Annotated in this window: 7 protein-coding genes; 3 read left to right on the top strand and 4 right to left on the bottom strand. The window is 65.6% G+C overall.

What is annotated here, in order from left to right:
• Positions 1-62: 62 nt before the first annotated feature.
• From hemA to P7F60_RS13450, 4 genes are all read right to left on the bottom strand, one after another.
• Positions 63-1,277: a 5-aminolevulinate synthase gene (gene hemA / locus P7F60_RS13435; RefSeq protein ID WP_277918247.1), complete on the bottom strand. Its 1,215-nt coding sequence runs from the start codon at positions 1,275-1,277 to the stop codon at positions 63-65.
• A 201-nt stretch (positions 1,278-1,478) separates the two neighbouring features.
• Entirely contained in the window at positions 1,479-2,276 is a 798-nt protein-coding gene (locus P7F60_RS13440) for a xanthine dehydrogenase family protein subunit M (protein ID WP_277918248.1), read from the bottom strand.
• Between the two features lie 11 nt (positions 2,277-2,287).
• Complete coding sequence (locus P7F60_RS13445; RefSeq protein ID WP_277918249.1) at positions 2,288-4,639, bottom strand: xanthine dehydrogenase family protein molybdopterin-binding subunit; 2,352 nt, start codon at positions 4,637-4,639, stop codon at positions 2,288-2,290.
• 96 nt (positions 4,640-4,735) lie between these two features.
• Positions 4,736-5,224, bottom strand: a complete 489-nt coding sequence (locus P7F60_RS13450; RefSeq protein ID WP_277918250.1) for a (2Fe-2S)-binding protein — start codon at positions 5,222-5,224, stop codon at positions 4,736-4,738.
• A gap of 374 nt (positions 5,225-5,598) precedes the next feature.
• Between P7F60_RS13450 and P7F60_RS13455 the strand changes: the two genes are divergently transcribed.
• The 3 genes from P7F60_RS13455 (at position 5,599) to P7F60_RS13465 (ending at position 13,823) form a co-directional block, all read left to right on the top strand.
• Positions 5,599-5,865: a YMGG-like glycine zipper-containing protein gene (locus P7F60_RS13455; protein ID WP_277918251.1), complete on the top strand. Its 267-nt coding sequence runs from the start codon at positions 5,599-5,601 to the stop codon at positions 5,863-5,865.
• A 249-nt stretch (positions 5,866-6,114) separates the two neighbouring features.
• Positions 6,115-8,040 carry an autotransporter assembly complex family protein gene (locus tag P7F60_RS13460; RefSeq protein ID WP_277918252.1) on the top strand — a complete coding sequence of 642 codons (1,926 nt, stop codon included), beginning with the start codon at positions 6,115-6,117 and terminating at the stop codon, positions 8,038-8,040.
• A gap of 47 nt (positions 8,041-8,087) precedes the next feature.
• Positions 8,088-13,823 carry a translocation/assembly module TamB domain-containing protein gene (locus P7F60_RS13465; RefSeq protein ID WP_277918253.1) on the top strand — a complete coding sequence of 1,912 codons (5,736 nt, stop codon included), beginning with the start codon at positions 8,088-8,090 and terminating at the stop codon, positions 13,821-13,823.
• The last annotated feature ends 55 nt before the right edge of the window (positions 13,824-13,878 follow it).

Below are 13,878 nucleotides of genomic sequence, written 5' to 3' on the forward strand. Positions count from 1 at the left end.
CAAACAAAAACCCCCGGTCGTGAATAGGACCGGGGGTTTTCGAACTGGAGCTTGCGCGTCGATCAGGCGACAGCGCGGGCAAGCGCGCAGCGCGACCAGAGCTGATGCAACGAGCCGACGAGATGATCGAGGTCGGCATCAGAATGCATCGGCGTCGGGGTGATGCGCAGGCGTTCGGTCTTGCGCGGCACGGTCGGGTAATTGATCGGCTGCACGTAGATGTCGAAGCTGTCGAGCATGATGTCCGAGATCCACTTGCACTTGGCCGCGTCGCCGACCATGACCGGGACGATATGGCTCGGATTGGGCATGTGCGGAATCCCGCTCTTGTCGAGCAGGACGCGCAGCCGGCGCACCCGGTCCTGGTGGCGAGCACGCTCGAACTGGCTGACCTTGAGGTGGCGGATCGAGGCGAGCGCACCGGCGGCGAGCGCCGGCGGCAGGGCGGTCGTGAAGATGAAGCCCGACGCGAAGGAGCGGATGAAGTCGCACAGCGCAGCGGACGCCGCGATATAACCGCCCATCACGCCAAAAGCCTTGCCGAGCGTGCCTTCGATGATCGTCAGGCGATCCATCAGCCCCTCGCGCTCGGCGATGCCGCCGCCGCGCGGGCCGTACATGCCGACCGCATGGACCTCGTCGAGATAGGTCATGGCGCCGTACTTGTCGGCGAGATCGCAGATTTCCTTGATCGGCGAGATATCGCCGTCCATCGAATAGACCGATTCGAAGGCGATCAGCTTCGGTGCCCTGGGATCGGCGGCCGCCAGCTTGGCTTCGAGGTCTTCAAGGTCGTTGTGCTTCCAGATCACCCGGTCGCACTTGGCATAGCGGATGCCCTCGATCATCGAGGCGTGGTTCAGCGCGTCGGAAAAGATGATCAGGTTCGGAATACGCTGGCCGAGCGTGCCGAGCGTCGCCCAGTTGGAAATATAGCCCGAGGTGAAGATCAGGGCCGATTCCTTGCCGTGCAGATCGGCCAGTTCCTGTTCGAGCAGGACGTGATAGTGGTTGGTGCCAGAAATATTCCGGGTGCCTCCCGCACCCGCGCCACAGTGATCGACGGCGGTTTTCATCGCCTCGATGACATCGGGGTGCTGGCCCATGCCGAGATAGTCGTTGGAACACCAGACGGTGACATCCTTCGGCGCGCCGTTGACGTAACGCGTCGCGCGCGGAAAATTGCCGCGATGCCGTTCCAGATCGGCGAACACGCGGTAGCGCCCTTCTTCATGAAGGCTGTCCAGTTCGCTCTTGAAAAATGCTTCGAAATCCATTCCGCATGCTCCGCAACTTTAGAACCGTTTTGATTTCTGCCGGCTCGCCCGTCAACCCCTTGCCGCCCGAATCCTGTCCGGATGCGGCAAAAGGCCCATTGCCATCCGGTCTACAGCAGGAACGGCGCTTCGAAATTGATGGAAATCAACCAAAACGGCGAGGAAGGGCGGCGTTTTGCCGCCCTTCCGATTCTTTTGGCCTCAGCCGGCGGCGGCAATCGCGCGTTTGGCCATCACCTTCACCAGATTGGCGCGGTATTCGGCGTCTCCATGCAGATCCGAAATCAGCCCGCTGGGATCGACCGTCACGCCGGAAAGCGCATCCGCCGACCAGTTGGCCGAAAGCGCCGCCTCCATGTCGCCCTGGCGGAAAACCCCATCGGAACCGGCGCCGGTGACGGCCACGCGCACGTTCCCGCTCGCTTTCGCGACGAAGACGCCAGTCATCGCGTAACGCGAGGCCGGATTGCGGAATTTGGCGTAACCGGCCTTGTCCGGTGCGTCGAAAGCAAGCGCGACGACGATCTCGCCCTCCTCCAGCGCCGTTTCGAACAGGCCGGTGAAGAAATCATCCGCCGCGATCTCGCGCTGGCTGGTGACGATGGTGGCGGCGAGCGCCAGCATCGCCGCCGGATAATCGGCGGCGGGGTCGTTGTTGGCGACGGAGCCGCCGATGGTGCCCATATGGCGCACATGCGGATCGCCGATCATGCCGGCAAGCCTGCAGATGGCCGGGCAGACCGTTGCCAGCTGGCTGGACGCAGCAACCTCGGCATGGGTGACCGCAGCCCCGATGCGCACCCGCCGTCCATCGATGGCGATGCCCTTCATGTCGGGGATATGGCGCAGGTCGACGAGATCGCCGGGGGCGGCCAGCCGCTGCTTCATGGTCGGGATCAGCGTCATGCCGCCGGAGACGTATTGCGCCTCCGCTCCGCCGGCGAACAGGCTGGCCGCCTCGCTGACGGAGGCCGCGCGATGATAATTTGTCGCATACATGGTCGTCCTCCTCAGTGTAGGGCGTTCAACGCCTTCCACACCTTCTGCGGCGTGGCGGGCATGGTGAGATCGTTGTGGCCGATGGCGTCGGTGATGGCGTTCATCAGCGCCGGCGGCGAGCCGATGGCGCCGGCCTCGCCGCAGCCCTTGATGCCGAGCGGATTGCTGGGGCAAGGCGTGTTCTGGTGCGACAGCTTGAAGGACGGCAGGTCGTCGGCGCGCGGCATGGCGTAGTCCATGAAGCTCGCCGTCAGCAGCTGGCCGGTGTCCTTGTCGTAATGCACGCCCTCCAGCAGCGCCTGCCCCACCCCTTGCGCGATACCGCCATGCACCTGGCCCTCGACGATCATCGGGTTGATGATGTTGCCGAAATCGTCGGCGGCGACGAACTGGACGATCTTGGTCGTTCCGGTCTCCGGATCGATCTCGACCTCACAGATGTAGCAGCCGGCCGGGAAGGTGAAATTGGCCGGATCGTAAAAGGCGCCTTCCTTCAGCCCCGGCTCCATGCCGGCCGGCAGGTTGTGGGCGGTATAGGCGGCGAGCGCCACCTGGAACCAGGGCAGACTCTTGTCGGTGCCCGCGACCTTCAGCTCGCCGCCCTCGATGACGATGTCGCTCTCGTCGGCCTCCATCAGATGCGCCGCGATCTTCTTGGCCTTGGCCTCGACCTTGTCGAGCGCCTTGACGATCGCCGACATGCCGACGGCGCCGGAGCGCGACCCATAGGTGCCCATGCCCATCTGCACCTTGTCGGTGTCGCCATGGACGATGTTGACGCTGTCGATGGATACACCGAGCCGGTCGGCGACGAGCTGCGCGAACGTGGTCTCGTGGCCCTGGCCATGACTATGCGAACCGGTCATCACCTCGATGGTGCCGACCGCATTGACGCGCACCTCGGCCGATTCCCACAGGCCGACGCCGGCGCCGAGCGAGCCAACCGCCGCAGACGGCGCGATGCCGCAGGCCTCGATATAACAGCTCATGCCGATGCCGCGTTTCTTGCCGCGCCCCTCCGCCTCCGTGCGGCGGGCGGCGAAGCCGGTCCAATCCGCGGCCTCCATCGCGGCGTTCAACGACGCCTCGTAGTCGCCGGCGTCGTAGTTCATGATCACCGGCGTCTGGTAGGGGAAGGAGCGGATGAAGTTGATGCGGCGCAGTTCCGCCGGCGAAAGACCGAGCTCCCGCGCCGCCGTCTCCATCGTCCGTTCCAGCAGGTATGTGGCCTCCGGCCGGCCCGCGCCGCGATAGGCATCGACCGGCACGGTGTTGGTATAGACCGTGCGCACATTGGCGTTGATCGCCGGAATGGCGTATTGGCCCGACAGCAGCGTCGCATAGAGATAGGTCGGGACGGCAGAAGAGAACAGCGACATGTAGGCGCCGAGATTGGCGATGGTATCGACCTTCAGCGCCGTGATCCGGTGGTCGGCGTCGAAGGCCATCTTGACCTTGGAAATATGATCGCGGCCATGGGCGTCGGTCATGAAGGCCTCGGTGCGGTCGGCGGTCCATTTCACCGGCACCCCCGTTTTCTTCGACGCCCAGAGACAGACGATCTCTTCCGGATAGATATAGATCTTCGAGCCGAAGCCGCCGCCGACATCGGGGGCGATAACCCGCAGCTTGTTTTCCGGCGCCACATTATAGAAGGCGCTCATGACAAGGCGGGCGACATGCGGGTTCTGGCTGGTGGTGTAGCAGGTGTAGTGGTCCTCGGCTGAATCGTAGATGCCGAGGGCTGCGCGCGGCTCCATCGGGTTCGGGGATAGGCGATTGTTGTGGATCTCGATCTCTGTGACATGGGCGGCGGCAGAAATCGCCACATCCACCTCGGCTTCCGGATTGCCGAGCGCCCAGTCGAAAATCAGGTTGCCGGGAGCATTGTCATGCACCTGCGGCGCGCCCGGTTTCAGCGCATCCACGGCTTCGGTAACGGCGTCGAGCGTCTCGTATTCGATGGCGACGGCCTCGGCCGCGTCACGTGCTTCGCCGAGCGTATCGGCGATCACGACGGCGACGGCATCGCCGACATAACGCACGGTATCGACCGCCAGCGGCCGCCACGGCCCCATGTTCATCGGCGAGCCGTCCTTGGAATGGATCATCCAGCCGCAGATCAGGTTGCCGATGCCGTCCGCCTGCAATTGCTTGCCGTCGAGCACGGCGATGACGCCGGGCATCTCGAGCGCGGCATTGGCGTCGATCGAGATCAGCTTCGCATGCGCATGCGGGCTGCGAATGAAAAAGGCATATTTCATGCCGGGGACGACCATGTCGTCCGTATACCGGCCCTTGCCGGTCAGGAAACGCTTGTCTTCCTTGCGCGCAACCCGCGCGCCAATTCCCTCGATACCCATCGATATCCTCCCAAGGATGGTCGGGACCGGGTCATCACGCCGCTGGCAGGCAGAATACGAAAAAAGCGGCGGTCAGGTCGGCCGGTTCGCGTGTCGTTATTCGGCGGCCTGGCGGCTGGCGGACATCTCCGCGTTCGCGGCGAGGATCGCCTTGACGATATTGTGGTAACCGGTGCAGCGACAGATATTGCCGTCGAGCTCGGAGCGCACCGTCTCTTCGTCGAGCGCGCCGCCATGGCGGTTGATCATGTCGACGGCGGCCATCACCATGCCCGGCGTGCAGAAGCCGCATTGCAGGCCGTGATGTGTCTTGAAGGCGGCCTGGACGGGATGCATGTCACCCTGGCCGGCCAGTCCCTCGATCGTCGTGAGGGTGGAGCCGGATGCCTGGACGGCCAGGATCGAACAGCTTTTGACGGACTTGCCGTCGAGATGGACGACGCAGGCCCCGCATTGCGACGTATCGCAGCCGACATGGGTTCCGGTCAGCCCCAGCTTTTCGCGGATGAAGTGAACGAGCAGGGTGCGATCCTCGCAATCGCCGCTCATCTTTCGTCCATTGACCGTCAGTGTCACTTTCGCCATGAAACTCCTCCTTGGTGTCCCTCCCGGACACTGAATTTCCTTGGTCTCGCTTGCCCTGCCGGGAAAACCGTCCTCACGCTTTTCCCTGACAAACTCGTCGCCATCATTTGCCGTTTTCGGATCGCGATCAACCGCAAGTTCCCGGCATCGGCGAAATATTTTCGAGTAGATCGCGACCGTGGCCATATCGACCGGCGGCTTAACCATGATGGCCGCATGCGGCGCAAATTTTCGCGCCGGGCGATGGACTTCGCCGATTTCGGCTCTATCATCTTCTCCCAGCGCGGTCCTGAGATCGACGCGTCAGCATGGCATCCGGCGCGATCGAACGCGGACGGACACAAGCTGTCTGGCTTCAACTGTGGAGAGAGTTCATGAAGAAGGCCATCGTGCTTCTACTGGTCGGCTTGTCGGTCGCAAGCTGCACGCAGACTGAAAAGGGCGCCGGCATCGGCGCCGTATCCGGCGCCATCATCGGCGGCGCGGTCACCGGCAATGTGCGCGGCGCGGCCGTGGGTGCCGCCATCGGCGGCGTATCCGGCGCGGTCATCGGCTCGGTCGCCGAGCAGCCCGGCCAGTGCTACTATCGTGACCGCTACGGTCGCCGCTACATCGATTCCTGCCCGCGCGGCGGCTACTGATCACGGCCCTCACCGCCGTTGCAACTCTGGCAAGCCTCGGATTTCCTCGGATCCGGGGCTTTGTCGTTTGCGCATTGTTTTCTCGCATATGGTCATGGCAAAACCGCTGCACGCCTTTGGGCGGCATGCTTGCGGCCTTGCCTGTGGCCGCCGCGCACTTCCGGTTGCGATGTTTTAGGGTTAATGTCCGCGTTAACGGCAGTGCAACGCCTTCGCTGTCATACTGGTCTTGTCAACGAAAAACCGCGTATGCCGATTATCTTGCGTAACCCGAAACTGAGTCTTGCGTATCGGAAAACGACAACTGCCCTGACGATTGCGGCGGGAGCGTTGTTGTGCCCTGTCTTGGTCAGCGACGCCTATGCGTTCAAGCTGTTCGGCATCACCCTGTGGGGTGAGGAAGAGCAGGCGGTCAACGTCATCGATCCCGTGACCTATTCCGTGACGCTGGAGGCGCCGGGGGCGGACGAGGATCTGAAGAAGGCGCTGGAACAGGCCTCGCATCTGGTTCAGGACAAGGACGAGCCCGTCTCGGGCGATCTTGGCGTCGTCATCAAGGCGCGCGACGACCGCGACCGGCTGATCGCCCTGCTCTACGAAAAATCCCGCTATGGCGGTGTCGTCACCGTCACCGTCAACGGCGTCGATCTCGACAAGCTGCCGCCGGCCCCGGACTTTCCGGGCGGCGGTCCTGTGCCGGTCGATGTGCGCATCGAGCCTGGCCCGGTCTTCACCCTCGGCCGCGTGACCCTGGCCGGCGACGCTGCCGGGCGCGATCCCGCCGCCTACGGCCTGACGCCGGGCGGCGATGCCGGTTCGCTGCTCATCCTCAAGGCGGGCGACAAGATCGTCGCCGATCTGCGAAACGAAGGTCGGCCGCTTGCAAAACTCGAACAGCGCAGCGTGGTCGCCGATCACGACAGCCGCACCGTCGATGTCGTGCTCGATGCCATCGGCGGGCCGGTGGCCCCGGTCGGCGAGGTCACCGTCGTCGGCCAGAAAAGCGTCGATCCCGATTTCATCCGCCGTTACGCCCGCCTGAACGAGGGCAAGCCGTTTTCGCCCGAGCAGATGAAGAAGGCCAGCGAACGTTTGCGCAAGCTCGGCGTCTTCTCCTCGGTGACGATCAAGGAAGCCTCGGCGCTTGCCGGCGACGGCAGCATTCCGGTCGGCATCACCGTCTCGGAAGGCAAGCACCGCTATTTCGGCGTCGGCGCCCAATATTCGACCACCGACGGTTTCGGGTTGCAGGGCTATTGGGGCCATCGCAACCTGTTCGGCCAGGCGGAATCGCTGCGCATCGAGGGCGCTGTGTCTCGGCTCGGCGAAGCGTCTTCCGCCGACCAGCTCGATTATTCGGCCGGCATCGTCTTCGCCAAGCCGGGCTTCATCCTGCCGGCCGCGACGCTGAACGCCAGCCTGCGGGCCAAGACCGAGCATCCCGATACCTATCGCGCCAACACCGTGACCGCCGCCACCGGCATCTCCTACGAGATCAGCGATATCGACACGATTTCCGGCGGCGTCGAGCTGGCCTATGCCGATACGGAAGACGCCTTCGGCGACAACGAATACCTGACCTTCTCGGTACCGATCGATTTTACCCGCGACACCCGCGACGACAAGCTTGACCCGACCAAGGGCTATCGCGCCACGCTGGGAGCCAAGCCCAGCTATGATTTCCTCAGCGGTGCAACCTTTGCCAGCTTCGAGGGTTCGCTCAGCGCCTACCAGGCGCTCGGCGAAAACGACCGGGTGGTGCTGGCCGGCAAGGTGGCGGCGGGAACGCTGGTCGGCGCCAGCGAACTCCAGGATATTCCGACGACCCGGCGCTTCTTCGCCGGCGGCGGCGGCTCGGTGCGCGGCTATGCCTATCAGGAGATCAGCCCCTATAATGACGAGGGCAAGGCCACCGGCGGCCGCTCCTATGTCGTCGCCTCCGCCGAGGCGCGCGTGAAAATCACCGATACGATCGGCGTCGTGCCTTTCGTCGATGTCGGCGCCGTCTCGGACTCGATGGCGCCCGATTTTTCCGATACGCGCATTGGTGCGGGTATCGGTCTGCGTTATGCAACCCCGTTCGGGCCGATCCGGCTCGATGTCGCCGTGCCGCTCAAGAAGTATGACGGCGGCAGCAGCTACGGGATCTATGCCGGCATCGGACAGGCTTTCTGACGCCGGCCGGCGACAAGCGCCGAGACAGACGAGGACATGAGCCGACCATGACGACCGCCCTTGCCATCTTGAAGACCTTCGCGCGCTATCTCGGATATGCGGTGCTGGCGCTCGTCTGCCTTCTCGTACTCGCTCTTCTGTTCGTCGGCTTCACGCCGGTTGGGGCGCGGCTTGCGGCCGATCAGGTGGCGAAGCTCGCCTCGACGCCGGACCGGCAGGTGGTGCTCGGCACGCCTTCCGGCCTGCTGAGCGGCCATCTGCGCCTCGATTCCGTCGTGGTTTCCGACACCAAGGGCCCCTATGCCGAGTTGCGCGACATCGCCGTCGACTGGTCGCCATTGTCTCTCCTGACCGCCACCTTCCATGCGGAGCAGGTTTCGGCCGGTCTGGTCAGCGTCGAGCGCCCGCCGGTCGTCACCGAAACGCCCTCATCCTCGTCCGACAGTTCCAGCGGCGGCCTGCCGGTGGCGATCCGGATCGAACGGATGCAATTCCCCGATATCCGCCTCGGCGCGGCACTGGCGGGCGACGCCTATCGCCTGCAGGCGCGCGGCACGCTGACGGCAGAGCGCGACCGCATCGAATCCGCCCTCGACGTCAACCGCGCCGATCTGGCGCAGGCGGGCGCGCATGTCGTTTTCGCCTTCGCGCCCGCCGAAAACCGGCTGGATCTGGACGCAAAGGTCGCGGAACCGGCCGGCGGGCTGGTCGCCGGGCTGCTGCGCCTGCCGGGCCGACCGGCGCTGTCCTTCGATATTTCCGGCGCGGGGCCGCTCTCTGACTGGTCGGGCAAGCTTTCGGCGGCTCTGGATGGCAAGCCGGTGCTCGCCGTCGACGGCCGTCACCAGGGAACCACGGATGGCGGTCATCACCTCATCGTCAAGGGCGGCGGCAGCTTCGATTCCGTCCTGCCGCCGGTGTTCCGGCCGCTGTTTGCCGGCACCACCGATATCGACCTATCCGCAGCACTCACAACCGATGGCCGCCTGACCGTGGACAATGGCCGGCTGACGACCGGCAGTCTCGATCTGACCGCCACCGGCACCTTCGATCCCAAGGGGGACAACGATCTCAGCGCCCGCTTGACCGGCAAAGCGGGTCCCGTCGATTTTCGCTGGCCGCTGGCCGAGGGCGAGGCGCGGGTGCTGATCGACAGCGCGACGCTCGCCGTCACCGGCCCGGCCAATGCGGCCAAGCTCGATCTGGCGGCGGCGCTGACCTCGCTCGATCTGCCGCAGGGCCATCTCGGCGGCCTGCACCTGCAGGCGCGCAGCGATGCCTTCGACCTTTCCGCCCGCTCCGGCCGCATCGCTTCGCGCCTCTCCATCGAGGAAACGAAATTCGCCAGCGCCGATCTCGACCGCGTCGTGCGCGGGCCGCTTCAGATCACCGCGCCGCTCACCGTTTCGGGCGATGTCATCGCCTTCCAGCCGCTGGCGCTGGAAAGCGGCAGCCTCGGCGGCACCGCCACCGGCCAATACGATCTCGCCGCCGGCAGTCTTGACGCCGATCTGCGCCTGTTTGCCGTACCGAGCCTGTTGCCGCCCGGCCTCGCGGAGAAATTCGCCGGCACCATCGCCCTCGCCGGCAAAATCTCGACCGCCAGGGGCGGCGCGGTCAGCGTCACCGATCTCACCTTGAAATCCGATGCCGTCGAGGCCAGCGGCAAGCTTTCGCTCGATGCGCAGAAAACGCTGGATGCCGCGCTGACCGGCAATGTGCCCGAAATCGGCAAATGGCTGACCAATGGACGCGGCGCCGCGACCTTCAGGCTGTCCGCGACCGGCCCCCTGTCCGCACCCGCCGTCAAGGCGACGGTCGCGGCCGAAGAGGCCGAGCTTGCCGGTCGCAAGGTCGTCAACCTGTCGATTGCCGCCAACGGCACCGCCAGCGCCGAAGCCCCCTCGGGCACGATTGCCGGCAATGGCAGCATCGCCGGCCAGCCAATCCAGATCGACGCCGCGCTTGACGGCAAGGACGGCGCGATCACCATACCGACCTTGAAGCTGTCGGTCGGACCGAACCGTGTCGACGGCCAGCTCGCCTTCTCGCCGGAGTTCCTGCCCGAGGGCAAGCTGAACCTCGACCTTCCCGATCTCGGCCTCGTCTTCGCGCTTGCCGGCCAGCAGGCGGAGGGCGACCTCAGGGGGTCCGCGACCATAGGCCATGAGAACGGGCGCATCCAGGCGGCGATTTCCGCCAGCGGCAGCGGGCTGCGCACCGATGCCGCCCAGTTGCTCAAGCCGGATATCGACCTGACGATCAGCGACCTCCAGGCGCTGGTCGCCAAGGGCCGCATCCGCGCCGAGGCGATCGAGGCCGGCGGCAACCGCGTCGACGGCCTCACCGTCGACATCGCCCAGCAGGCCGACAGCACCGATTTCGCCCTCGACGCCCGCTATGACGACCAGCCGCTGCGGCTGAACGGCAATGCCCGCACCACCGACGGCGCCATCGCCATCGGCCTCGACAGTTTCAGCGCCGCCCCGCTGGGGATCGGGCTGTCGCTCGCCGATCCGACGACGATCACCGTCGAAAAGGGCGTCGTCACCGTGCCGGCGCTGACCGTCCGCCTCGGCGACGGGCGCATCACTATCGACGGCACCGCCGGGTCCGATCTGGCGCTCAACATCCGCGTCGTCGACCTGCCCGCCGCGCTGCTGCACCGCTTTACGCCAGGTGTGACCGTCGATGGCCTCATTTCCGCCAAGGCAGCCATTACCGGTCCGGCCTCTGCCCCGCAGGCGAGCTTCGATCTCTCGGCGCCGCTGACGGCGGTAGAGCTGCCCCAAGGCCGGTTCGAGGATGTCTCGGTGACCGCCAAGGCCGAGAACATGACGCTATCAGGCCCGACCGGCGTCATCGATGCGCGCGTGCAGGTTCGCTCGGCGGCACTCAAGAATGCCGATCTCGCGCGGGCATTGACCGGCCCGATCACCATCGAAGGACCGGTGGCGCTGCTCGACGGCAAGCTGGCCTTCAATGGCCCGCGCCTGACGACGGCGAACCTCGATGGCACGGTCAAGGGCGTCTACGACATCGCCGCCCGCACCGCGACCGCCAATGTCGATCTCTCGGTCAGGCCGGCGGCATTGCCGCCCGCCATCGCCGCGAAATTCGACGAGCCCGTTAACGTCACCGCCGCCATCACCGCCATCATCGGCGGGGTCATCCAGGTGGACAGCCTGGCGATCCAGTCGAAGACGCTGACCGCCGAAGGCAAGGCGGCGCTGAGCGCCGGGCAGCAGCTTTCGGCGAGCCTGACAGGCAGTTTGCCCGATCTTGGAAAGCTGCTGACCGATGCCAAGGGCACGGCCCGCTTCGACCTGACCGCCTCCGGCCCCCTGAACGCCCCGACCGTCAAGGCTTCGCTTGCCGCAGACCGCGCCGAACTCGCCGGCCGGGCGCTGACCGGCCTGACGCTGACCGCCGATGCACTGGCCGACGCCGATGCGCCGCAGGCGACCGTCAAGGCTTCCGGTTCGCTGGGCGGCCAGGCGATCGATGTCGACGCCCATCTGGCCACGACCGACGGCAAAGTCGCGCTCGACCGGCTGAACGCGGTCATCGGCCGCAACCGCATCGAAGGCGCGCTCGCCTTCACCCCTGCCTTCCTGCCGCAGGGCAAGCTGAATTTCGACCTGCCGGATCTCGGTCTGTTGGCGGCGCTCGCCGGCCAGAAGGCCTCGGGCGATCTCAAGGGGGCGGTCGACCTGGCAGTCGAGGGCGACAGGATCAAGGCGACTGTCAACGCCACCGGCAGCGGCATCCGCCAGGACGATCTCCGCGTCGTCAATCCGGTCATCGATATCAGGGTTAACGATCTCTCGACGCTGAATGCCGAGGGCACGGTCAAGGCGCAGGAAATCGTCTCCGGCGAAAACCGCGTCAACGGCCTCGTGTTGACCGCCAAACAGGATCAGGGCCGCACGGATTTCGATCTCAAGGCCAATTACGACGGCGCGCCGGCCGTGGTCACCGGGAATGTCAGCAACCAGCAGGGCATCTGGACCATCGGCCTCAACCAGTTTTCCGCCGCGCCGCGCCGAATTCCGCTAAAACTCGACGCGCCGACCACAATCCGCTTTGGCAAGGACGGCGTGCAACTCTCCAACCTCGGCATCCGCGCCGGCAGCGGCGTGATTTCCGTGACTGGCACCAGCGGGACCGGGCTGGCGCTCGATGCGCGCATTTCCAACCTGCCGGCCAATCTTGCCAATGCCGTCGTGCCGTCGCTCGGCGCAGAGGGAACGATTTCCGGCACTGTCGCGTTGCGCGGGAGCACGGCCGCGCCGCAGGTGGACTACCAACTGACCTGGAACAAGGCGGCGCTGACGCAGACGAAATCCGCCGGTGTCGCCGCCTTCGATATCCGCGCCAACGGGCGTCTCGCCGACAACACGTTGCGCATCGACACCACGCTGAGCGGTGCTGGTGGCCTGGCGCTCAGCGGCGGCGGCACGGTCGGCATCACCGGCAGCCAGCCGCTGGCGCTCGCCTTCAAGGGCACGGTACCCTTCTCGCTGCTGGCGGCTCAGCTTTCGGCGCAGGGCCTCAGCCTCGAAGGCAACGCCCGCCTCGACCTGTCCATCGGCGGCACGGCCTCGGCCCCGGCGATCAACGGCACCGTCACGGCGGACGGCGCCAGGCTGATCGACGTGCGCCGCAACATCGCTCTCAACAATATCGGCCTGACGGTCGCCATCGATCGCGAGGCGGCGACCATCAGCCGGCTGACGGGCAAGCTGGCGCAGGGCGGCACCGTCGCGGTCACCGGCCGCGTCGGCATAGCGCCGGGCAGTAATTTTCCGGCCGACCTTGCCGTCAAGCTTGACAAGGCGGCCTATGTCGACGGCCAGCTCGTGGCGACGGTGGTCAGCGGCAACCTGACGCTGACCGGACCGATCCTGACGGCGCCAGTGCTCGGCGGCACGCTGCAACTTGGCAAGACATCCATCACCGTGCCGGAGAAACTGCCGGCCTCACTGGCCGAAATCAACGTCAAGCATCGCAACGCACCCGCCGATGTCCGGGCCCAGGCGGAAAAAATCAAGCGTGACGAGGGCGGCGGAAGCGGTACGCAATCCTCCATCGGCCTCAACCTGACCATCTCGGCCCCGTCGCAGATTTTCGTGCGCGGCCGCGGCATCGATGCGGAACTCGGCGGCGATCTGACGGTGCGCGGCACCGCCTCGGAACCGATCGTGTCGGGCGGTTTCGAGATGCGGCGCGGCCGGCTGATCATCCTCAACAAGCGGCTGGATTTCACCAACGGCAAGATCGGTTTCGGCGGCTCGCTGACGCCGACGCTCGACATGGCGGCGACCAATGTCTCCGGCTCGACGACGATCACCGTCTCGGTCACCGGCGCGGCCAACGATCCGGCGATCAGTTTCTCCTCCTCGCCGGCGCTGCCGCAGGACGAAATCCTGGCGCAATTGATCTTCGGCCAGTCGATGTCGAAACTTTCGGCATTGCAGATCGCCCAACTCGCCGACGCCGCCAGCCAGCTTGCCGGCGGCCGCTCGACCTCGTTGTTCCAGTCGCTGCGCTCGAAGCTCGGCGTCGACGACCTCGACATCTCCACCGACGAAAAGGGCGAGGCCCGCGTCTCCGCGGGCAAGTATCTCAACAGCCGCACCTATATCGAACTGCAGGGCGGCGGCGCCTCCGGCGGCAAGGCGATCATCAATCTCGATGTCGGCCGCGGCGTCAAGCTGCGCGGCGAAGCCGGCGGCAATGGCGAGGGAGCGGCCGGTATCTTCTATGAGAAGGAATATTGAGGAACGCTCGCCGGATCGGCATGTATCCTGCCGCAGCGACTTTCGCCCACCCCGC

Origin of the sequence: Rhizobium sp. YJ-22 (assembly GCF_029601685.1) — a bacterium.
Taxonomy (GTDB): domain Bacteria; phylum Pseudomonadota; class Alphaproteobacteria; order Rhizobiales; family Rhizobiaceae; genus Metarhizobium.

Bases quoted from the DNA above. Each gene is read 5' to 3' on its own strand.
- P7F60_RS13450 (WP_277918250.1), bottom strand. From the start codon at position 5,224: ATGGCGAAAGTGACACTGACGGTCAATGGACGAAAGATGAGCGGCGAT.
- hemA (WP_277918247.1), bottom strand. From the start codon at position 1,277: ATGGATTTCGAAGCATTTTTCAAGAGCGAACTGGACAGCCTTCATGAA.
- P7F60_RS13455 (WP_277918251.1), top strand. From the start codon at position 5,599: ATGAAGAAGGCCATCGTGCTTCTACTGGTCGGCTTGTCGGTCGCAAGC.
- P7F60_RS13465 (WP_277918253.1), top strand. From the start codon at position 8,088: ATGACGACCGCCCTTGCCATCTTGAAGACCTTCGCGCGCTATCTCGGA.
- P7F60_RS13460 (WP_277918252.1), top strand. From the start codon at position 6,115: ATGCCGATTATCTTGCGTAACCCGAAACTGAGTCTTGCGTATCGGAAA.
- P7F60_RS13445 (WP_277918249.1), bottom strand. From the start codon at position 4,639: ATGGGTATCGAGGGAATTGGCGCGCGGGTTGCGCGCAAGGAAGACAAG.
- P7F60_RS13440 (WP_277918248.1), bottom strand. From the start codon at position 2,276: ATGTATGCGACAAATTATCATCGCGCGGCCTCCGTCAGCGAGGCGGCC.